The organism is Amycolatopsis sp. NPDC051045 (assembly GCF_040682955.1).
In the GTDB taxonomy this organism is placed as follows: Bacteria; Actinomycetota; Actinomycetes; order Mycobacteriales; family Pseudonocardiaceae; genus Amycolatopsis.
Genome location: NZ_JBFBCC010000009.1, coordinates 102,304 through 121,996, shown reverse-complemented (window position 1 = coordinate 121,996; position 19,693 = coordinate 102,304). Strand labels below are relative to the sequence as shown.

The 19,693-nt window shown below is 73.4% G+C and carries 21 protein-coding genes; 11 read left to right on the top strand and 10 right to left on the bottom strand.

The features are described 5' to 3' along the window. Positions 1–146 precede the first annotated feature (146 nt). Positions 147–389 carry a DUF2630 family protein gene (locus AB0M80_RS22360; protein WP_364567904.1) on the bottom strand — a complete coding sequence of 81 codons (243 nt, stop codon included), beginning with the start codon at positions 387–389 and terminating at the stop codon, positions 147–149. Positions 390–478: 89 nt separating this feature from the next. On the opposite strand from AB0M80_RS22360, the gene trxA reads away from it, so the two are divergent. Continuing rightward, positions 479–850, top strand: coding sequence for a thioredoxin (gene trxA, locus AB0M80_RS22355; protein WP_020645142.1), 372 nt, complete (start codon positions 479–481; stop codon positions 848–850). Between the two features lie 8 nt (positions 851–858). Here the strand turns inward: trxA and AB0M80_RS22350 are convergent, their stop codons facing one another. Further along, positions 859–1,788: a proline dehydrogenase family protein gene (locus AB0M80_RS22350; protein WP_364567901.1), complete on the bottom strand. Its 930-nt coding sequence runs from the start codon at positions 1,786–1,788 to the stop codon at positions 859–861. Between the two features lie 26 nt (positions 1,789–1,814). Then, positions 1,815–3,443 carry an L-glutamate gamma-semialdehyde dehydrogenase gene (gene pruA / locus AB0M80_RS22345; RefSeq protein ID WP_364567898.1) on the bottom strand — a complete coding sequence of 543 codons (1,629 nt, stop codon included), beginning with the start codon at positions 3,441–3,443 and terminating at the stop codon, positions 1,815–1,817. A gap of 124 nt (positions 3,444–3,567) precedes the next feature. Here pruA and AB0M80_RS22340 point away from each other — a divergent pair, with 124 nt between their 5' ends. Both AB0M80_RS22340 and AB0M80_RS22335 read left to right on the top strand, forming a co-directional pair. Next, positions 3,568–5,130 (top strand): helix-turn-helix domain-containing protein, encoded by a 1,563-nt coding sequence (locus tag AB0M80_RS22340; RefSeq protein WP_364567895.1) that lies wholly within the window; start codon positions 3,568–3,570, stop codon positions 5,128–5,130. 18 nt (positions 5,131–5,148) lie between these two features. Continuing rightward, positions 5,149–5,805: a maleylpyruvate isomerase N-terminal domain-containing protein gene (locus AB0M80_RS22335; protein WP_364567892.1), complete on the top strand. Its 657-nt coding sequence runs from the start codon at positions 5,149–5,151 to the stop codon at positions 5,803–5,805. Positions 5,806–5,866: 61 nt separating this feature from the next. Here AB0M80_RS22335 and AB0M80_RS22330 read toward each other — a convergent pair whose 3' ends face one another. The 3 genes from AB0M80_RS22330 to AB0M80_RS22320 all read right to left on the bottom strand — a co-directional run bounded on the left by AB0M80_RS22330 (position 5,867) and on the right by AB0M80_RS22320 (position 8,566). Continuing rightward, positions 5,867–6,862, bottom strand: a complete 996-nt coding sequence (locus AB0M80_RS22330; RefSeq protein ID WP_364567889.1) for an LLM class flavin-dependent oxidoreductase — start codon at positions 6,860–6,862, stop codon at positions 5,867–5,869. Positions 6,863–6,898: 36 nt separating this feature from the next. Then, on the bottom strand, positions 6,899–7,291 hold the full coding sequence (locus AB0M80_RS22325) for a DUF6221 family protein (protein WP_308671184.1): 393 nt from the start codon (positions 7,289–7,291) through the stop codon (positions 6,899–6,901). Between the two features lie 258 nt (positions 7,292–7,549). Further along, the gene (locus AB0M80_RS22320; RefSeq protein WP_364567886.1) at positions 7,550–8,566 is read right to left on the bottom strand and encodes a DNA polymerase domain-containing protein; all 1,017 of its coding nucleotides are present in this window, start codon (positions 8,564–8,566) and stop codon (positions 7,550–7,552) included. Positions 8,567–8,643: 77 nt separating this feature from the next. Between AB0M80_RS22320 and AB0M80_RS22315 the strand changes: the two genes are divergently transcribed. From AB0M80_RS22315 to AB0M80_RS22280, 8 genes are all read left to right on the top strand, one after another. After that, on the top strand, positions 8,644–9,318 hold the full coding sequence (locus AB0M80_RS22315) for a TVP38/TMEM64 family protein (protein ID WP_364567883.1): 675 nt from the start codon (positions 8,644–8,646) through the stop codon (positions 9,316–9,318). A 115-nt stretch (positions 9,319–9,433) separates the two neighbouring features. Next, positions 9,434–11,086 (top strand): protein kinase, encoded by a 1,653-nt coding sequence (locus AB0M80_RS22310; RefSeq protein WP_364568560.1) that lies wholly within the window; start codon positions 9,434–9,436, stop codon positions 11,084–11,086. A gap of 53 nt (positions 11,087–11,139) precedes the next feature. After that, positions 11,140–11,445 carry a hypothetical protein gene (locus AB0M80_RS22305; RefSeq protein WP_176176147.1) on the top strand — a complete coding sequence of 102 codons (306 nt, stop codon included), beginning with the start codon at positions 11,140–11,142 and terminating at the stop codon, positions 11,443–11,445. A 19-nt stretch (positions 11,446–11,464) separates the two neighbouring features. Further along, positions 11,465–11,887: a peptide-methionine (R)-S-oxide reductase MsrB gene (gene msrB / locus AB0M80_RS22300; protein ID WP_364567880.1), complete on the top strand. Its 423-nt coding sequence runs from the start codon at positions 11,465–11,467 to the stop codon at positions 11,885–11,887. 90 nt (positions 11,888–11,977) lie between these two features. Continuing rightward, the gene (locus AB0M80_RS22295) at positions 11,978–12,883 is read left to right on the top strand and encodes a TIGR04222 domain-containing membrane protein (protein WP_364567877.1); all 906 of its coding nucleotides are present in this window, start codon (positions 11,978–11,980) and stop codon (positions 12,881–12,883) included. A 66-nt stretch (positions 12,884–12,949) separates the two neighbouring features. After that, a complete protein-coding gene (locus AB0M80_RS22290) occupies positions 12,950–13,849 on the top strand; it encodes a TIGR04222 domain-containing membrane protein (RefSeq protein ID WP_364567874.1) in 900 nt (299 codons plus the stop codon). Further along, positions 13,842–14,642, top strand: coding sequence for a DUF692 domain-containing protein (locus tag AB0M80_RS22285; RefSeq protein ID WP_364567871.1), 801 nt, complete (start codon positions 13,842–13,844; stop codon positions 14,640–14,642). The genes AB0M80_RS22290 and AB0M80_RS22285 overlap by 8 nt, the downstream gene beginning before the upstream one ends. After that, entirely contained in the window at positions 14,639–14,977 is a 339-nt protein-coding gene (locus AB0M80_RS22280) for a hypothetical protein (RefSeq protein ID WP_364567868.1), read from the top strand. Before AB0M80_RS22285 ends, AB0M80_RS22280 begins: the two co-directional genes overlap by 4 nt. A gap of 16 nt (positions 14,978–14,993) precedes the next feature. Here AB0M80_RS22280 and AB0M80_RS22275 read toward each other — a convergent pair whose 3' ends face one another. The 4 genes from AB0M80_RS22275 to hemE form a co-directional block, all read right to left on the bottom strand. Beyond that, positions 14,994–16,334 carry a CoA transferase gene (locus AB0M80_RS22275; RefSeq protein ID WP_364568559.1) on the bottom strand — a complete coding sequence of 447 codons (1,341 nt, stop codon included), beginning with the start codon at positions 16,332–16,334 and terminating at the stop codon, positions 14,994–14,996. Positions 16,335–16,393: 59 nt separating this feature from the next. Beyond that, positions 16,394–17,086, bottom strand: coding sequence for a hydrogen peroxide-dependent heme synthase (hemQ, locus tag AB0M80_RS22270; protein ID WP_013224514.1), 693 nt, complete (start codon positions 17,084–17,086; stop codon positions 16,394–16,396). A gap of 76 nt (positions 17,087–17,162) precedes the next feature. Next, on the bottom strand, positions 17,163–18,563 hold the full coding sequence (hemG, locus tag AB0M80_RS22265) for a protoporphyrinogen oxidase (protein WP_364567865.1): 1,401 nt from the start codon (positions 18,561–18,563) through the stop codon (positions 17,163–17,165). After that, positions 18,560–19,645 carry a uroporphyrinogen decarboxylase gene (gene hemE, locus AB0M80_RS22260; protein ID WP_364567863.1) on the bottom strand — a complete coding sequence of 362 codons (1,086 nt, stop codon included), beginning with the start codon at positions 19,643–19,645 and terminating at the stop codon, positions 18,560–18,562. The genes hemG and hemE overlap by 4 nt, the downstream gene beginning before the upstream one ends. Positions 19,646–19,693 lie beyond the last annotated feature (48 nt).

Genomic DNA, 19,693 nt, shown 5'->3' with positions numbered 1-19,693 from the left:
CTCACCCCGGGGACGGAGCCGGTTCCCTCTTTTCGACATCACTGCTCGAAGTCACTGCTCGAAGTCACTGCTCGACATCACTGCTCGACATCGCCGCCGGAAGAATTTGGCGGCCGCCCCGCGCGGGGCGGCCGCTCGGCGTCGGCCTACTGGCGGTAGGACTCCACCTCGGAGACCGGGCGGGCCGCGGCGTCGTCCGGGTTCTCGTGGAACTCCGTCTTCGCACGCCGCTGCCGCAGCAGGTCCCAGCACTGGTCGAGCTGCTGCTCGACCGCGGTGAGCCGGTCGCGGTCGCCGCCGCTCAGCCCCACGCCGACCGAGCGCGACCGGAGCTCGTGCTCCTCCGCGATCAGCTCGTCGATCCGGCCCAGGATCTCGCCGTCGGCCATCGTGTTCCTCCTCGTGCCTGACATTGCGCTCGTGCTGACGCTACCCCGGCCCCGGGAATTCCCGCCGTGCCCGGTTCGTTGACCAGGGCATGAGCACCGTTGAGCTGACCGCCGAGAACTTCGACCAGACGGTAAACGACAACGAGTTCGTCCTGATCGACTTCTGGGCGAGCTGGTGCGGACCGTGCCGCCAGTTCGCGCCGGTCTACGAAAAGGCCTCCGAGAAGCACGAAGACCTCGTGTTCGCGAGTGTCGACACCGAAGCGCAGCAGCAGCTGGCCGCCGCCTTCGACGTCCGCTCCATCCCGACGCTGGCCATCATCCGCGACAAGACGCTGATCTACGCCCAGCCCGGCGCGCTGCCCGAGCCCGCCCTCGAAGAGCTCATCAAGCAGGCTCGCGAGGTCGACATGGCCGAGGTCAAGCGCAAGGCCGCCGAAGCCGAGGCCGAACAGGCCTGACCGGCTTTTCAGGAGCGGGTGGCCAGGCCGCGCAGGAAGAACGCCAGGTTCGCCGGGCGCTCGGCCAGGCGGCGCATGAAGTAGCCGTACCACTCGTCGCCGTAGGGCACGTAGACGCGCATCCGCGCACCCGACGCGGCGATCCGCCGCTGCTCCTCCGGCCGGATGCCGTAGAGCATCTGGAACTCGTGGTCGTCGTCGGTGCGGCCGTGCTCCTCGGCCAGTGCGGCGGCGATCTCGATCATCCGCGGGTCGTGGGAGGCGACCATCGGGTAGCCCTCGCCCGCCATCAGCACGCGCAGGCAGCGGACGTAGGACCGGTCCACCTCGGACTTCTCCGCGAACGCCACGGACTCCGGCTCGGCGTAGGCGCCCTTGCACAGCCGCACCCGGGAGCCGGGCCCGGCCAGCTCGCGGCAGTCCTGCTCGGTGCGGCGTAGGTAGGCCTGCAGCACCGCGCCCACCCACGGGTACTCGCCGCGCAGCTCGCGCAGGATGCCGAGCGTCGAGTCCGTGGTGGTGTGGTCCTCCATGTCGAGCGTCACGGTGGCCCCGACCGCGTCGGCCGCCGCGCAGATCTTCCGCGCGTTCTCCAAGGCGACGTCCTCGCCGTCCGACGGCAGGAACTGCCCCACCGCCGACAGCTTCACCGAGACGTCCGCCCCCTCGGCCAGCCCGTCCGCGGCCAGCGCGGTCAGCACCGCCTCGTAGGCCCGCACGATCGCCGCCGCCTGCGCGGCGTCGGTGGTGTCCTCACCCAGGTGGTCGAGGGTGATCCGGCGCCCGTCCGCGGCCAGTTCCCGGGCCACGCGGACGGCGTCGGACGCCTCGGACCCGGCCACGAACCGGCGCACCACGGACCGCGTGGCGGGCACGGCCTCGACGAGCCGCCGGATGCCCTGCGAGCGGGCCGCGGCGAGCAACGGGGCACGCAGCATGACGGAACCTCCAGTCTCGAGCGGGCTCAGCCCTGGTGCGGGTAGCGGACGCTGGTCGGCGGGACGAACGTCTCCTTGATCGAGCGCGGGCTGGTCCAGCGCTGCAGGTTGAGGATCGAGCCCGCCTTGTCGTTGGTGCCCGAGGCCCGCGCGCCGCCGAACGGCTGCTGGCCGACGACGGCACCGGTCGGCTTGTCGTTGACGTAGAAGTTGCCCGCGGTGAACTTCAGCGCCTCGGACGCCTTCGCCACGGCGGTGCGGTCGTTCGCGATCACCGCGCCGGTAAGCGCGTACGTGGCCGTCTCGTCGACGAGCTTCAGCACGGCGTCGAAGTCGCCGTCCTCGTAGACGTACACGCCGAGGATCGGGCCGAAGTACTCGGTGCTGAACATCTCGTGCGCCGGGTCGTCGGTGACGAGGATGGTCGGCTGGACGAAGTACCCGACGCTGTCGTCGGCGGTCCCGCCGGTGAGGACCTCCACCGAGGCGTCGTTCTTGACCCGCTCGAACAGCGCGGCGTGCTTGTCGAACGCCCGCCGGTCGATCACCGCGCCGCCGAAGTGCGAGAAGTCGGTGACGTCGCCGTAGGTCAGCGCCTCGGTTTCGGCGACCAGGCCGTCCTTGAGCCGGTTCCAGACGCTGCGCGGGATGTACGCGCGCGAAGCGGCGGAGCACTTCTGGCCCTGGTACTCGAACGCGCCGCGGACCAGAGCCGTGCGCAGGACGTCGACGTCGGCGGAGGCGTGCGCGAGCACGAAGTCCTTGCCGCCGGTCTCGCCGACCAGCCGCGGGTAGCCGCGGTAGCCCGCGATGTTGGCGCCGACGGTGCCCCACAGGTGCTGGAACGTCGCGGTCGAGCCGGTGAAGTGGATGCCGGCCAGGTCGCGGTGGGTCAGGGCGACCTCCGAGACGGCCTTGCCGTCCCCCGGCAGCAGGTTGATCACGCCCGGCGGCATCCCGGCCTCTTCGAGCAGCCGCATGGTCAGGTGCGCCGCGAACGACTGCGTCGGCGACGGCTTCCACAGCACGGTGTTGCCCATCAGCGCGGGCGCGGTGGGGAGGTTGCCGGCGATCGCGGTGAAGTTGAACGGCGTGATCGCGTAGACGAAGCCCTCCAGGGGGCGGTGCTCCAGCCGGTTCCACACGCCCGGCGAGCTGATCGGCTGCTCGGCGAGGATCCGGCGGCCGAACTCGACGTTGAAGCGCCAGAAGTCGGCGAGCTCGCAGGCGGCGTCGATCTCGGCCTGGGTCGCGGTCTTGGACTGGCCGAGCATGGTGGCGGCGTTCAGCGTGGCGCGCCACTTGCCGGTCAGCAGGTCGGCGGCGCGCAGCAGGATCGCGGCGCGGTCGTCGTAGGACAGCGCACGCCACTCCGGGGCGGCCTTCGCGGCGGCCGCGATGGCGTCGGTGGCGTCCTGCCGGCTCGCGCTGTGGATGGTGCCGAGGACGTGCGCGTGGTTGTGCGGCTGGACGACGTCGATCTTCTCGCCGCCGCCGGGGCGCTGCTCGCCGCCGATGGTCATGGTCAGGTCGACCGGTTCCGCCTGGCCCAGCCGCTTCAGCGCACCCTCGAGCTCGGCGCGCTCGGCGCTGCCCGGCGCGTAGGTGAGCACCGGCTCGTTCTTCGGGGCGGGGGTCTGGGTCACGGCGTCCACGGCGGCTCCTCTGCCATTCCTGCTACGTCTGGATGCCCCGAACGGTAACTGCGGACACTCCCCGGCGGCTTGTCCGAACGGCTAAAATCGCTCGTGTGATCTTGTTCGATCGGATAGCGCTCTCGTGACCACCGAGACGTCGCTGCGGCACGTGCTGGCCACGCTCGGCGAACCGCTGGTCGAGGTCGTCGTCGCCCCGCACGGCCTCGGCGTCGGCGTCACCGACGTCGTGATCCTCGACCCCGAAGATCCCCTGGAAGCCTCGCCCGGCGACCTGGTGCTGGTGATCGGCGCCCGCGGCCGGGCGGCGGCCCCGGCCATCCGCGCGGCCGGGCGCGGCGGCGCGGCCGCGGTGGCGGTCAAGGGGGCGACCGGCGCCGACGTCGCCGCCGACGCCGGCGTCGCGCTGCTCACCGTCGGCGCCGAAGCGCGCTGGGAGCAGGTGGAGTCACTGGCGCGCGGGGTCGTCGAAGCGGCCCGGGCGGGCGGCGAGGCGGCCGGCGGCGAGGTGCTCGGCGACCTGTTCGCCCTGGCCCAGACGATCGCCACGCTCACCGGCGGCCTGGTCAGCATCGAGGACACGGCGAACCGGGTGCTCGCCTATTCGCGGGCGGGCGACGAGGTCGACGAGCTGCGGCGGCTGTCGATCCTCGGGCGCGAAGGCCCGGAGCGCTACCTCGCGATGCTCCGCGAATGGGGTGTCTACCAGCGGCTGCGCGCCGGGGAAGGGATCGTGCGGATCGACGAGCGGCCCGAGCTCGGCATCCGGCGGCGCATCGCGGCGGGCATCCACGCCGGCCGGCAGCCGCTCGGCACCATCTGGGTCCAGGAGGGCGCCCAGCCGCTCACCGAACGGGCCGAGACGGCGCTGCTCGGCGCGAGCCGCACCCTGGCACCGCAGCTGATCCGGGCCCGCACGCGGCCCAGCCCGGAACTGCGGCTCCGGGAAGACCTGCTGGCCAGTTTGCTGGAAGGTCGGCTGGACGCGGAGTCCGTCGCCGACGACATCGGCGCGGACCCGGCGCGTCCGGCGCAGGTACTGGCGTTTTCGCTGGAGCGCTCGGACAACCGGCAGCTGCGGCGCGCCGAGCTGGTGCACCTGATCGCCGTGCACACCGCGGCCTACCGGCGCAGCGCGCTGGTGAGCGTGATCGGCGGCCGCGTCTACGCGCTGCTGCCGGACCTGCCCGAGCACTCCGACGCGGCGGTGCTGGCACTGGCGCGCGAGATCGCCGGCACGGCCCGCCGGCACCTGGACGTGCCGGTCCGCGCGGCCCTCGGCGGTGTCGTGCCCCGGTTGTCCGACGCAGCCGCGTCCCGGGGCGACGCCGACCGCGTCCTGGCCGCGATGACGCGCGGGCACTGGGCCGCCGACGTCGCTTCGCTGGCCGACGTCCGCGCCGAGGTGCTGCTCTCGGAAGTCCTGGCCTACCTGGGGCAGCAGCCCCGCATCCGCGACCCGCGGCTGACGGCGCTCGTGGAGCACGACGCCGAGCACGGGGGGATCCTGGTGCCGGCGGTCATGGCCTGGCTGAACGCCTTCGGCGACGTCCGGGCGGCGGCGCGGGTCCTGAACATCCACCCGAACACCGTCCGCTACCGGATCCGGCGTGCGGCCGAAGTGTCCGGAGTGGACTTCGACGACCCGGCGCAGCGGCTCCTCGCCCAGCTGCAGCTGCGGCTCTGATCCTGCTAGCTTCGCCGGGTGGAGCTCTTCTCGCGCACGTGGGCGGCGTTGCGCGCCGCGGTCGCCGCCCTTCCCGACGAAGACTTCGCGAAGCCGTCCGGCTGCCGCGGCTGGCTGGTCCGGGACCTGGTCTGCCACCTGGTGATCGACGCGCAGGACGTGCTGATCACCCTGGTGACCCCGTCGGAAGCGGAAACGACGCACGACGCGGTGTCGTACTGGGCGGTGGCGGACACGCCGCCCTCGGGCGACGACCCGCTGGACGCCCTGATCGGCCGGCTGGCGGCGGCGTACGAAGACCCGGCGCTGCTCAAGTTCCACCTCGACGACGTCGGCTCCGCGGCCGGGCGCGCGGCCGAGCTGGCCGACCCGGGGATGCGGGTGACCACGCAGGGCATGGTCCTCACCGCCGGCGACTACCTCTCCGCGTACGTCCTGGAGTGGACGTTGCACCACCTCGACCTGGTGGCGCACGTGCCTTCGGCCGCCCGGCCGCCGGCCGAGGGGTCGGCGCGGACGCGGGCGGTGCTGGAGAAGATCGCCGGAGCCGCGTTCCCGGCGTCGTTCTCCGACGAGGACGTCCTGCTGGTCGCGACGGGCCGCCGGGCCCCGACGGAGGCCGAGACCGCCGAACTGGGCGACCTCGCCGGGCGGCTGCCCTTCGTTTTGGGGTGAGCCACCGGAAATGCGTCGTCGGTCAGATTCCGACGCGATATCCGGGCATCGGGAAATCGAATCACGCGAGCGCGCGAAGCCCCGCCAGTTCCGCGAGCGCGGCGAAAGAATCGAATCGCGCGGATTGGTCGTGCGCGGCCGTCGTCGCCAAAACTTCGCCGGCCCCCGCGGCCGCGACCAACGTCCCCAGCCGGTCTTCCACCTCGGCCGGGGTACCGGAGATCTGGCCGTCGAGGGTCTCTTCGAGCCGCCTGCGCTCGCGTTCGGTCATCGGTGCGGCGAGGATCTCGCCCGGCGGGTCCAGGGGCGGGAAGACGCCGTGGGAGCGCGAATACACCGTCGCCCAGGCCTCCGAGACGAGCAGCCGCCGCGCGTCCGCCGCCGAGCCGGCCACGGCGATCGCCGTCGACACCACCACGTACGGCTCGCGCGCCCACGCCGACGGCCGGAAGCCGTCCCGGTAGCGCGTCACGGCTTCGGCCAGCGCCCGTTCGCCGCGCACCGGGGCGATCACCAGCGGCAGCCCGAGTTCCGCGGCGAGGTCCGCGCCGGACCCGGTGGCCAGCAGGAACGGCGGCACGCGCAGGCCCTCGGCGGGATAGGCGTGCACGCCGGGGTAAGCGTGGTCCCCGGTGAAGAACCCGAGCAGTTCGCGGACCTGCGCACCGAAGTCCTCGGCGGCCTCCTTGCCGTGCCCCAGCGCCGATCGCACGCCACCGGTGAAGCCGACCGACCGGCCGAGCCCCATGTCGATCCGGCCCGGGTGAAGCGCTTCCAGGACGCCGAACTGCTCGGCCACGACCAGCGGCCGGTGGTTCGGCAGCATCACGCCACCGGTGCCGACGCGGATCCGGGTGGTCGCCCCGGCGACGGCGGCGGCCAGCACGGTCGGCGCGGACCCGGCGACGCCCGGCACGCTGTGGTGCTCGGACACCCAGAACCGGTGGTAGCCCAGCCGTTCGACGCCGGCGGCGAACACGACGGTGTCCCGCAGTGCCTGCGCGGGTCCGCCGTCCCGCCGCACCGGCGAGCGGTCGAGCACGGAGAACAGCGTCACCCCGGGTGCAACGCCCGGCGCGCGGCGGGATTCCCGTCAGGGACGCCAGCGCTCGCTGTACTCCGGGTGGTCGGCGTAGGGCAGGGCCAGCAGGCGCAGCGTGAGGCACCAGTTGGAGCCGGCCTCGTCGGCGGGCACGTGGCAGGTCTCACACCAGTATTCGCTGCCGTAGAGCGGAAAGCCGGGAACCTTCTCCGACACCGTGGTGCGGTGGGCAAGCAGGATCCGCCGGGTGGCCTCGATCTCGTTGATCATCTGGTTGACCACGTCGAGCTCGAGATCGGTCAGCCCGCGGATCCGCTGCTCCACGGCGACCTTCGTCTCGCCGCGGTTCATCGTCTCGCCGGCCTTCGCCTTGTTGACGGCCTGCATGATCAACGCCTGCCGCGCGCCCACGCGCGCCGCGAGGAAAGCGATCAGGTCGTCCACGAAGGGCCTCCCTCCTCGAACCCGCCCCCCGAACGTCCCGGGGAGTCGTAGATTCGCCGACCGCACGTTACGCCGTCGGAGACCAAGATCGTGACATCGCGATCGGCCGTGCAACATTTGTGACCCGAAAGGCGACAGCGGGCGCTTACGTGATCACTGCGCGCATTGCCGACTGCGGCAATCGGCGCAGCTTGGCTGCGCATTTACGCCCCCGCTGTGGTTCCCGTTACAAAGCACGGACCGCCGAAGTGCAACGGGTCACTCGGGTCGCGCTTTGCTCGGCTGGACCCGCTTCGGTTCACCCGGCATCTTCGGGTAGTCCGGCGGGTAAGGCAGTTCGCCGAGCCCGTGGTCCCGCTCGTCGCGTTCGTACCACTCCAGCGCCGTCTCCAGGCCGAACGGCTCGTCGTCCATCGCCGCGTGCAGGTCGCCGTGCTGGGCGAGGAATGCCGGGATCGTCAGGACGTCGAAGTCGTCCGCGTCCACTTCGGCCAGCAGGTCCCACGTCAGCGGGGTCGACACCGTCGCGCGCGGGGTGCCGCGGACCGACCAGGCCGACGCCACCGTCCGGTCGCGGGCCGCCTGGTTGTAGTCGAGGAACACCCGGCCGCCGCGTTCCTCCTTCCACCACGAGATCGTCGCCTTGTCCGGGATGCGCCGCTCGACTTCGCGGCCGAGCGCGATCACCGCGTGCCGGACCGCGATGAAGTCCCACTCCGGCCGCAGGCGGACCAGCACGTGCACCCCGCGGCCGCCGGAGGTCTTCGGGTAGCCCGTCAGCCCCGCGTCGGCCAGGACCTCGCGGACCACCTGCGCGACCTCGACCGCGTCGGCGAACCCGGCCCGGTCCGGCGGGTCGACGTCGATGCGCAGCTCGTCCGGGTGGTCGACGTCCGCGCGGCGCACCGGCCACGGGTGGAAGTCGAACGTGCCCAGGTTGGCCGCCCAGGCGAACACGGCGGGCTCGGTCGGGCACACCTCGGCGGCCTTCCGCCCCGACGGGAAGGTGATCTCGGCCGTCTCGAGCCACGCGGGCGCGCCCTTCGGCACGCGCTTGGCGTAGAACCACTCCCCCTCGACGCCGTCGACGTAGCGCTTCAGCGTCGTCGGCCGCTCGCCGATCGCCCGCAGCAGCGGGCCGCCGACGGCGATGTAGTGCTCGACGACCTGCCGCTTCGTGATGCCGCGCTGCGGGAAGTACACCTTGTCCGGGCTCGTGACGCGGACCGTGCGCCCGCCCACCTCGTACTCGACCGGGTCACCGTGCTTGGGCATGCGGCCACGCTAGCGGTGATCGTGCTCCCGCGGCGCCCGCGAGGATGCGGGCGCGCCCCGCCGGTACGCTGGAACGGGTGTCCGGCCGCAGCAAGCTGATCGTCGCGCTCGCCGTGCTCGCCGCCTTCGCGGCGGCCGCGGTGCTGCTGCCGATCCCCGGTCCGGCCGACCTGCGGGCCTGGGCCGCCACCACCGGCCCCGCCACGCCGCTCGTGCTCCTCGTCGCGTACTCGCTGCTCACCGTGGCCCCGATCCCGCGGACGGTGTTCAACCTCGCCGCCGGCCTGCTCGTGGGCACCGTGGCCGGGATCGCGATCGGCCTGGTCGCCACCACCATCGCGGCGGCCCTGTCCTTCGGCCTGGCCCGCCTGCTCGGCCGCGACCTGGTCACCCGGCACCTGCACCGCTCGGCCGTCCGGACGGTGAACGACCGCCTTTCCGGCGGCGGTGTCCTCGCGATCACCTCGCTGCGGCTGATCCCGGTCGTACCGTTCGCGCCGTTCAGCTACCTCTGCGGCGTGTCGTCCGTCCGGCTCGCCCCCTACCTGGCCGGTACGCTGCTGGGGAGCGTGCCCGGCACGGTCGCCGTGGTCGTCCTCGGCGACGCCCTGACCGGCGACACGCCGCCCGCGCTGCTCGCCTGTTACGGCGTCTTCGCGCTGGCCGGGGCGATCGGGCTGGTCAGGGTGCTGAGGAAACGGGCACCGGCGGCACCGGTGCCCGAACCGGAGCCGGCCGGACCGGCTGGCTGACGCGAACAGCACGAGGCCGACCGCTACACTCGATCGGGTGCGCGAAGCGGAAACGCGCTGAGCAGGGCCACCACCGGGAATTTCGTCAGGAGCAGTCGCCATCGACACCGGTCAGCTGATCGCGGGGCACTATCGCCTCGTCGAACACATTGGTAGCGGTGCCATGGGTGTCGTGTGGCGCGCCACCGACGTGCGCCTCGAACGCACCGTCGCGATCAAGCAGATCCTCCCGCAACCGGGCGTCTCCGAGACCGAACGCGACAACATGCGCCAGCGCGCGATGCGCGAGGCGAAGAACGCGGCCCGGTTCCAGCACCCGAACGCCATCGTGGTGTTCGACATCGCCGAGCACAACGGCGACCCGTGCCTGGTGATGGAGTACCTGAACGGGCCCAGCCTCTCGACGATCCTCGCCGAGGAGGGCACGCTCCCGCTCGGCCGGATCGCCCGGATCGGCGAGCAGGTCGCGTCCGCGCTGGTGGCCGCCCACCGCGCCGGGATCGTGCACCGCGACGTCAAGCCGGGCAACATCCTCATCGACGAGACCGGCACCGCGAAGATCACCGACTTCGGCATCTCCCGCGCGGCCGGCGACATGACACTGACGGCGACCGGCCTGATCGGCGGCACGCCCGCCTACCTGGCGCCCGAGCTGGCCCGCGGCGCCGACCCGGTGCCCAGCTCCGACGTCTTCGCCCTCGGCGCGACCCTCTACCAGGCGATCGAGGGCACCACGCCGTACGGCAACACCACCAACCAGCTCGCGCTGCTCTACGCGGCGGCGAACGGCCAGATCAACCCCCCGGTGCAGGCGGGCGCGGCCACCGCGCTGCTGATGAGCCTGCTGCGCAGCGAGCCGGGCGAGCGGCCGAGCATGGCCGAGGCCCGCGAGCGGCTGGCCGCCCTGGCCCGGACCGAACCCGGCGGCATGACGGCGTCGCCGCCGCTGCTCTCCGGTGGCGGCGGCCGCAAGCCCGCCACGCCCGCGGACGACGGCGAGCGGCCGCCGTGGCAGCGGACCGGTGCCTCGGCGCCGTCGTCGCCGCCGGTCGGCACGCCGGTGCCCGCGACCAAGGCGCCGTCGAACCCGCCGCGCCCGACCGCGGCGTTCATGCCGATGCGGTCCCCGGCCGCGCCGCCGAACACACCGCCCAGACCGGTGCCCGCGGCCGCGCCGACGGCCAGGGCGCCCCAGTACTCGACGAACGCGCCGAAGACCGACAACAAGCGCAAGTACGCGCTGTTCGCCGGGGCCGGCGCCGCGGTCGTCGTGATCGCGGTGATCGTGTTCCTGGTGCTGAACTCCGGCACCGGCAACACCGGCGGCAACCAGATCGCCCAGTCGCCGGGCAACCAGCCGACCGCGGGCCAGAACACGCCCAGCACCAGCAAGAGCTCCAGCAGTGCCCCGAACACGCCGGCGGACCTGGAGAAGACCTCGCCGGAAGGCCGGATCAGCGATTACCAGGGTGCCGGCCAAGCGCTGACCAGCTTCTTCGCCAACCCGGCCGGGGGCTGGTCGAAGCTCACCCCGGCCGCTCAGCAGGTCTACGGCAGCGAACAGGAGTTCGCGACCTACTGGTCGAACCACAAGGTCGGCGGCTACAACGGCGCCCACGCCGACAGCGGCGGCGCCAACGCCGACGGTTCGATCACCATGGGCCTGACCGTCGACGGCACGCGGCGGAGCTACCGGATCGTGATCGTCGGCGGCCAGATGCTGATCGACAGCGACACCCGGTCCGGAAAGGCGACCACGGGCAACTGAGACGTAACGCGCGTCCGGTGGGCTGACGGGCGCGGATGGCCTACCGTGGGGGCATGGCCGACGACGGAGCTTCGCTGCCGGGCCAGAATCCTCGCTTCCACGAGGACCTGGTCGGCCTGGACCCGTACGACCCGGAGGCGCGCGCGTTCGCCGAGCACCTCGACCGCATCGAGCGGTGCGGCCCGAACTTCACCATCGAAGCCGCCCTCGACGGCGTGGCCGACTTCGCCGATTCCAGCAACCGCCTCGGCGGGCTGCGCTACTGGGTGTCGGCCCTGATCGTGGTCCTCATCGTGCTCGGCGTGATCGTGGCCGCATGGGACATCGTGGTGCACGCCCTCGCCTGGCTCGCGGCGTAACGTGGATCGGGTGAAAGGTATGAAACCCGTTGTCGGCGCGACCCCGCGCGTCGTGAAGTCCGAGCAGGAATGGCGGGAGCAGCTCAGCCCCGACGAGTTCGCCGTGCTCCGCCAGGCGGGGACCGAACGGCCGTTCACCGGCGAGTACACCGACACCAAGGCCACCGGCGTCTACGAGTGCCGCGCGTGCGGTGCCGAGCTGTTCCGCAGCGACACGAAGTTCGAAAGCCACTGCGGCTGGCCGTCGTTCTACGACCCGGCCGACTCCGACGCCGTGCTGCTGCGCGAAGACCGGGCCATGGGCATGAAGCGCATCGAGGTGCTCTGCGGCTCCTGCCACAGCCACCTCGGGCACGTCTTCGAGGGCGAGGGCTACCCGACCCCGACCGACCAGCGCTACTGCATCAACTCGATTTCGCTGAAATTGGTCCCCGAGTCGTAAAAACCCCCAGGCCTAAATCCACCTCAAGCCGGCAACCCACCGCCCTTCCTCGAACGTAGTCTCCGCACACGGACGAGGGAGGGCGGACTCATGACCGACACCTGGGGTATTCCCGGACCGGTGTTCGCGGGCGGCTACCTGGGCCTGCTGCTGCTCACGGCGCTGTTCGCCGCGGTGCGGGCCGGGCTGCTGCTGCGCGGCCACGCCGGTGGCGCGCCCGAGCGGCCCGAAGAGCTCGCGCTGCTGACCGGCGGGCGCGCCCGCGCCGGCGAATTCGTCGTCGCGACGCTGCTGGAGCGGCAGGTCGTCCGGCTGGACGGCACCGGACGCCTGCACCGCGTCAAGGCCACGGCGCCGGACGACCTGGGCCGCGCCGCGCTCGTGCGGATCGGCCAGACCGGCAGCTCCGTCGACCGGGTGGCCGCCGAGGTGCGGGACCACCCGGCGCTGACGGGATCGGAGGCCGGGCTGGTCGCCCGAGGTCTGCTCACCGACGTCCGAAAACTGCGCCTGACGTGGGTGTTCACCGCTGTGGCGTACTCGGCGCTCGGCGTGCTCGCCATGGTCCGGCTGATCGCCGGGTCGGCCGCGGGGCACGCGGTCGGCTACCTGGGCGCGATGCTGATCCTGACCATCCTCGCCGCCGTCTTCGCCACCGTTCGCGCCGCGAAGACCCCGCCGGTCAAGGCCACCGCCGCCGGCCGGGCGGCCGCCCAAGAGGCCCGCCGCGCCGGGACGCTCGTCGCCGGGGCCACCGGAGCGGTCGCGGCGGACGGCCTCGGCGGGCACCCCGACAAAGACGTCCGGCTGGCCGTCGGCCGCGCCACGCAGCGGTCCACGGTTCGCTACCCCGGCCGCCGCGCACGCTGGGCGAACGCCGGGGGTGGCGCGGCCGTCGGCTACTACGGCGGCAGCTCCTGCAGTGGGGGAAGCAGTTCGTGCGGCGGCGGGGGCAGCTCCTGCGGTGGGGGCGGCGGCGGAGGCTGCGGCGGTTGAAACGCCGACGCGAGCGCGTGCGTCTCACAGCTACGGTAACCGCGACACACTGAGGGGAGACGGGCGATGGACGACCCGTGGGGCATTTCCGGCCCGGATTTCGTGGCCTTCTACGTCACGCTGCTCGTCGCCGTGCTGCTGATCCGGCTCGTCGTGACCGGGATCGCCGTCGCCTGGGCCCGGCGGCCCGGCCGCGCGCAGCCGGGCCCGCCGCCGACCGTCTACCAGCTGGCGTTCCTCGCCGGCGGCCCGGACCGCGCGGTCGACGCGGCGATCGCGGCGCTGGTGGAACGCGGTCAGCTGCGGGTGAACAGCTACAAGCAGATCAGCAAGACCGGGGCGCAGCCGCTGGAACCGCTGGAGCGGGCCGTCTTCGACATCGCGAAGCTGAAGACGACCGCGGTGATCCGGGCGAAAGTCCGCGGGTCGGCGGCCATGCGGGCGCTGGCGGACAGCCTGGACCAGCGGGGGCTGCTGTCGTCGGCGAACCGGCAGGCCAGGACGTTCGGGCTGGTCCTGCAGCTGGCCGTGCTGGTGCTGGGCGTCGCGCGGCTGGTCAACGGCATTTCGCTCGGCAGGCCGGTCGGCATCCTGCTCTTCCTGACGCTGCTCGCGGCCGTGCTGACGCTGGCGTCCGTGGCCGGCCTGAAGAAGGGTGTTCGCCGGCCGTCAGCCGCCGGGCACCGCGTGCTCGGCCAAGCGCGCGCCGCGGCGAGCGGGCCGGTCCCCGGCGGGATGCTCGCCGGCGGCGTCCTGCTCGGCGGCGCGGTGGCCGCGGTCGCCCTGGGTGGCTGGGCGATGTACCCGGACGACGAGCTGAGCGCGGCGCTGATGCCGTCCGCGGGCTCCGGGGGCGGCGGTTCGTCGGGCGGTGGTTCCTCCTGCAGCAGCGGGTCGTCCTGCTCGAGCTCGTCCTCGTGCGGTGGTGGCGGATCGTCGTGCGGCGGGGGTGGCTGCGGTGGGTGAGCTGGGCATCGGAATCGGCTGGCGGCACGAGCTCGACCTGTCCATCGCCCGGCTGCCGGGCGTCGACTGGGTCGAGGTCGTCGCCGAGAACCTGCACGCCGACCACCTGCCGGAGACGCTCGTGCAGCTGCGCCGGCGCGGCCTGCCGGTGCTGCCGCACGCCGTCTCGCTGTCCCTCGGCGGGGCCGAGCCCCTGGACACCGGCCGCGTCCAGCACCTCGCCGAGGTGGCGCGGGCCCTGGACGCGCCGCTGGTCAGCGACCACGTATGCTTCGTGCGCGCGGGCGGCCTCGACTCGGGGCACCTGATGCCGCTGCCCCGCACGCGCGAAGCCCTGGACGTGCTGGTGGCGAACGTCCGGCTCGCCCAGTCCATCGTGGACGTGCCCTTCGCGCTGGAGAACATCGCCGCGGTGCTCGACTGGCCGGACGCCGAACTGACCGAGGAGCAGTTCCTCACCGAGCTGACCGAGCGGACCGGGTGCGGGCTGATCATCGACGTCGCGAACCTGTACGCCAACGCCCGCAACATCGGCACCGACCCGGCGGCGTTCCTCGACGGCATCCCGTGGGAACGGCTGGCGTACGTGCACATGGCGGGCGGCATCGAGCGCGACGGCGTCTACCACGACACGCACGCCCACCCGGTGCTCCCGGAGGTGCTCGACCTGCTGGCCGAGCTGCGCCGCCGCACCGACCCGCCGGGCGTGCTCCTGGAACGCGACGACGACTACCCGGCCGACGACGAGCTGGCGGCGGAACTGGCGGCCCTGCGGGCGGCGGTGACGGGGTGAGCCGCGAGGACCTGGCCCGGCGCCAGGCGGAACTGCTGCACGCCCTGCTGGCCGACGGCCCGCCCCCGCCGGGTTTCGACGCGACCCGGCTGCGGGTGGAGGCGAACGTGCTGCGCCGCAAGCACGGGCGCGTGCTGGCGTATCAGCGCCCGGAGCTGGCCGAGACACTCGGGGAGCGGTTCGGGCCGCTGTTCGCGCAGTTCAACGCGAGCCGGCCGAAGAAGGCGGCCGAGCGTTCGGGGGCGTACGCGGACGAGTTCGTGACGTGGCTGATCGCGGGTGGCCACCTGCCGAAGCCGAAGCGGAGCTTGCGGGCCCGGCTCCGGCGCCGCTGAGCTCCCACCCCTCGAGTCAGGGGGTCCAAGTCGGTTTGTCGACTCCCGGAACCCGCGTCCCGAAGTCCCAGTGCGGCTCCGCGCCCGGCAGGCCGCCGGCCATCCGGACCCGCGTCAACCGGCCGTAACCGCTGTCCGCTTCCTCCAGCAGGTCGCGGTAGCCGACCTCGGCGGCGGAAGGATCCTTGCGCCCCAGGGAATCCAGCCACCGGCCCGTGCCCGCCAGCGACAGCCGGGCCCGCCACGTGCCGCCGTCGGTCACCTGGCGTCGCACCGCCGTCATCACCGCCGCCGCCGCGAGCCAGCCCGTGGCGTGGTCCAGCGCCTGGACCGGGAGCGGGGACGGCTCTTCGGGACCCCACGCGAGGCCGCTGGACATCTGGACCAGGCTGTCGAACCCGCGCCGCCGCGCCCAGGGGCCTTCCCAGCCGTACGCGCTCAGGTCCGCGATCACCAGGCCCGGCCGCAGCTCGGCCAGTTCGTCCGGCCCGAACCCGATCCGGGCCAATGCCCCCGGCCGGAACGACTGCACCAGCACGTCGGCCCGGCTGATCAGCTTCTTCAGCCGCGCGCGGCCGCCCTCGGTGTCCAGGGCGACGAACGCCGATCGCTTGCCCTGGCCCGTGTCCCGCACCAGCGCCTCGACCCGCGGCAGGTGCGCCGCGCCGACGTGCAGCACGTCGGCGCCGTGCGCGGCCAGCACTCGGCCGGCCACCGGCCCGGCGAGCACGTGCGTCAGCTCCAGCACCCGGACCCCGCCCAGCGGGCGGTCCGAGTAGAACAACGTCCGCTTCGGCGCGTCCCCGAGCGGCGCCAGGTCCACCAGCGGCAGCGACGCCACCGCCGCACCTTGGGGATGCGCGGCCCAGTCCTCGGGCGTGCGCAGCTCGGCGGCCGCTCCCCCGGCGCTGACGACGGCGTGCTCGATCTCGCGCGCGGTCCGCCCGGCGACCGCCTTCGCGACCGCGCCCCGGCTCCCGGGCACGCCCAGGCCCCAGCACACCGCCGATTCGTGACGCGGGTAGTTGGCGTGCAGGCGCACCCAGCCGTCGGCCGCGCGGTAGTCGCCCGACAACGGCGCCCAGACCGAGCCGGCCTCGGCACCGTCCACGCGCAGCAGCTGCTCGCTCCGGAACGCCGCCGCCGCGTGCCGCGTGTCGGCCGTGACGACGCCCGGCTCGATCTCGCGCAGCTTCAGCAGTTCGCCGGCCGCCAGGGTCGCCGCCGCGATCGAAGCCGTCGCGGCGGCCGCCACCCGGTACGGACCGGGCAGCACGTCTTCCGCGCCGGTGAGTTCGACCGGTCCGGGCTGTTCCCCGGTGAGGGCGTGCCAGACGCCGTCGAGCACCTCGGGCACGGCGATCTCGGGCACTGTGGTCTTGGGTACTGCGGTCTCGGGCACGGTGGGCTCGAGCACTACGGGAGGGCCGCGACGAGCTCGGCGGGCGGCACCCGGGTCCCGGTGTAGAACGGGATTTCCTCGCGTACGTGCAGCCGCGCCTCGGTGCCGCGCAGGTGGCGCATGAGGTCGACGATCCGGTGCAGCTCGTCGGCTTCGAAGGCGAGGATCCACTCGTAGTCGCCGAGGGCGAACGACGCGACGGTGTTCGCGCGCACGTCCGGGTAGTCGCGGGCTTCCTTGCCGTGGTCGGCGAGCATCTTGCGGCGGTCGGCGTCCGGCAGCAGGTACCACTCGTAGGACCGCACGAACGGGTAGACGCAGATGAACTTGCGGGCCTCTTCCCCGGCCAGGAAGGCGGGGATGTGGCTCTTGTTGAACTCGGCGGGCCGGTGCAGCGCGGTCTGGCTCCAGACCGGCGTCGAAGCGCGACCCAGCGGCGTCCGGCGGAACCCGGCGTAGGCGGCCTGGACCTGCTCGATCTCCTCGGCGTGCCACCAGATCATGAAGTCGGCGTCGGCGCGCAGCGCGGACAGGTCGTACACGCCGCGGACGACGACGCCCTTGGCCTCGAGCCCGTCCAGGTACTCCGCGGTCTCGCGGCCGGCGGTCCCGCGGTCCTCGCCCAGCCTGCCCGGTTCGATCCGGAAGACCGACCAGGTGGTGTAGCGGATGGTGTCGTTGAGCTCGTTGTAGTTGACCCGCGCCATGGCTCCATCCTGTCACCGCGGCGTCGCGGCCGCCGCCACGGGTCGGGTGACCGCACTCACGCGGCCGGGCAGCCGCTCAGGCGCTCAGGTGGGCCGCGATCCGCTGCGCCGCGGCCTCCGCGGTCGCCACGCACGCCGGCAGCCCGACGCCGTGCAGGGTCGCCCCCGCGACCGCCAGCCCCGGCACCTCCGCCACGGCCTTCTCGATCCGCTCGACCCGCTCCAGGTGCCCGGTGCCGTACTGCGGCAGCCCGCCGCCCCACCGCGTCACCAGCGTCTCCACCGGTGCCGCTGTCACCCCCGTCAGCCGGGCCAGGTCGTCGCGGACCACGCGGACCAGCTCGACGTCGTCGGCCCGCAACGCGCCCGGCTCGCCGAACCGGCCGACCGAGCCGCGGACCAGGACCGGGCCGGTGCCGTAGTGGCCCCACTTCCGGGACGAGAACGTGAACGCCTTCGCCGCGTACGGCTTTCCCGAAGAGTCACGCTCACCCTGACCGATCAGGATCCCCGACGCGTCGGGCAGCGCGGTGCCGGGTGGCAGGGCCAGCGCGACCACGGCCATCGACGCCAGTTCGACCTCGCCGAAGGCCGCCGAAGCCGCGGGAACGAGGTCGGCGAGCAGGCGGCGGGCCGACGGCGCGGGCACCGCGAGCACCACCGCGTCGGCTTCGGCGATGTTGTCGGCCGGCGCGTGCGCGGTCGGTGCCGCGCCGATGCGCAGCCGCCAGCCGGCGCCGTGCCGGTCGATCTCGCACACCGGCAGGCCGGTCCGCAGCTCGGCGCCGGACGCCGCGGTGAGCCGGTCGATGACCGTGCCCAGGCCGCCCGGGACGGTGCCGAACACCGGCGCCGTCGAGGGGTTCGCCGGGAGCTGGGCGGCGGCCGCCGCGGTCAGCGAGCCCGCGCCCGCCGCCAGCGCCGAGGCCAGGCCCGGCATGGTCGCGCGCAGGCCGAGGCCGTCGGCCCCGCCCGCGTAGACGCCGCCGAGCAGCGGGTCGACCAGCCGGTCCACCAGCTCGTCGCCGAAGCGTTCGCGCAGCAGCGGCCCCAGCGGCACGTCCCCGCCCGGCAGCCGCAGTTCCGGCAGCGACGGCTCGGCCTCGACGGCCCGCCGCCCGGCCTCCGAAAGCACCCCGGCCACCGACTCCGCCGACGCCGGCACGCCCATGACCGTGCCGGGCGGCAGCCCGGTGACGCCGCCGCCCGCGTGGATCTTCGCGCGCGCACCGGTGGGGTGCACGACGTCGAGCCCCAGCTCCCGGACCAGCGCGAGCATCTCGGGGCGGCGGACGAGGAACGCCTCGGCCCCGACGTCGTAGGGCACGCCGGCGAGTTCGGCCGTGCGCAGCTTCCCGCCCGGCGCCGTCGTCTTCTCGAACACGGTGATCTCGGCTTCGGGGCCGAGCAGCCGCCGCAGCCGGTACGCCGCGGTCAGCCCGGAAACGCCGCCCCCGACGACCGCGATGCGCTTCACAGCTCGTGCACCAGCCCGACCACGCGGGTCAGCACGTCGGGGTCGACCCCCGGCAGCACGCCGTGGCCCAGGTTGAAGATGTGGCCGTCGGCCGCCTTGCCCTCTTCGGCGATCCGCCGGACCTCGGCCTCGAGCACCGGCCAGGACGCGTGCAGCAGCGCCGGGTCGAGATTGCCCTGGACGATCGCACGGCCACCCAGGCGCCGCACGGCTTCGTCGAGGGGGATCCGCCAGTCGACGCCGACGACGTCCGCGCCCGCGTCGCGCATCGCGGCGAGGAGCTCGCCGGTGCCGACGCCGAAGTGGATGCGCGGCACACCGTAGGCAGCGACGCCGTCGAGGACCTTCGCCGAGTGCGGCAGGACGAACTCGCGGTAGTCGCGCTCGGACAGCGCGCCGGCCCAGGAGTCGAACAGCTGGATCGCGTCGACCCCGGCGTCGAGTTGCGCGCGCAGGAACGTCAGCGCGACGTCGGCCAGCCGCCCGGCCAGCTCGTGCCAGACCTCCGGCGACGAGTGCATCAGCGCCTTGGTGTGCTCGTGGTTGCGGCTCGGGCCGCCCTCGATGAGGTAGCTGGCCAGCGTGAACGGCGCGCCGGCGAAGCCGATCAGCGGGGTTTCGCCGAGCCGCTCGACCAGCAGCCGGACGCCGTCGGCGACCTTCGAGACCTGGTCGGGCTCGAGCTCCGGCAGGGCTTTCACGGCGGCGAGGTCGCGCACCGGCGCGGCGGCCACCGGGCCGGTGCCGGGCACGATGTCGATGTCGACGCCGGCGGCCTTGAGCGGCACCACGATGTCGCTGAAGAGGATCGCCGCGTCGACGCCGTGGCGGCGGACCGGCTGCAGCGTGATCTCGGCGAGCATTTCGGGGTCGAAACAGGCGTCGAGCATGGGCACGCCCTCGCGCAGCGCGCGGTACTCGGGCAGCGAACGACCGGCCTGGCGCATGAACCAGACGGGCGTGCGGGCCGGGCGTTCGCCGCGCGCGGCGGCCAGGAACGGGGCTTCGGGCAGCTCGCGGCGGCCGGACGAGGCGACCTGGCGCGGCGGGGGCGCGGGATGAGACGGCGTGGGATGAGACATCGCCGTCAATCGTGCCACGAGCCCGGGAGCGCCGTTCTCTCGGCGCGC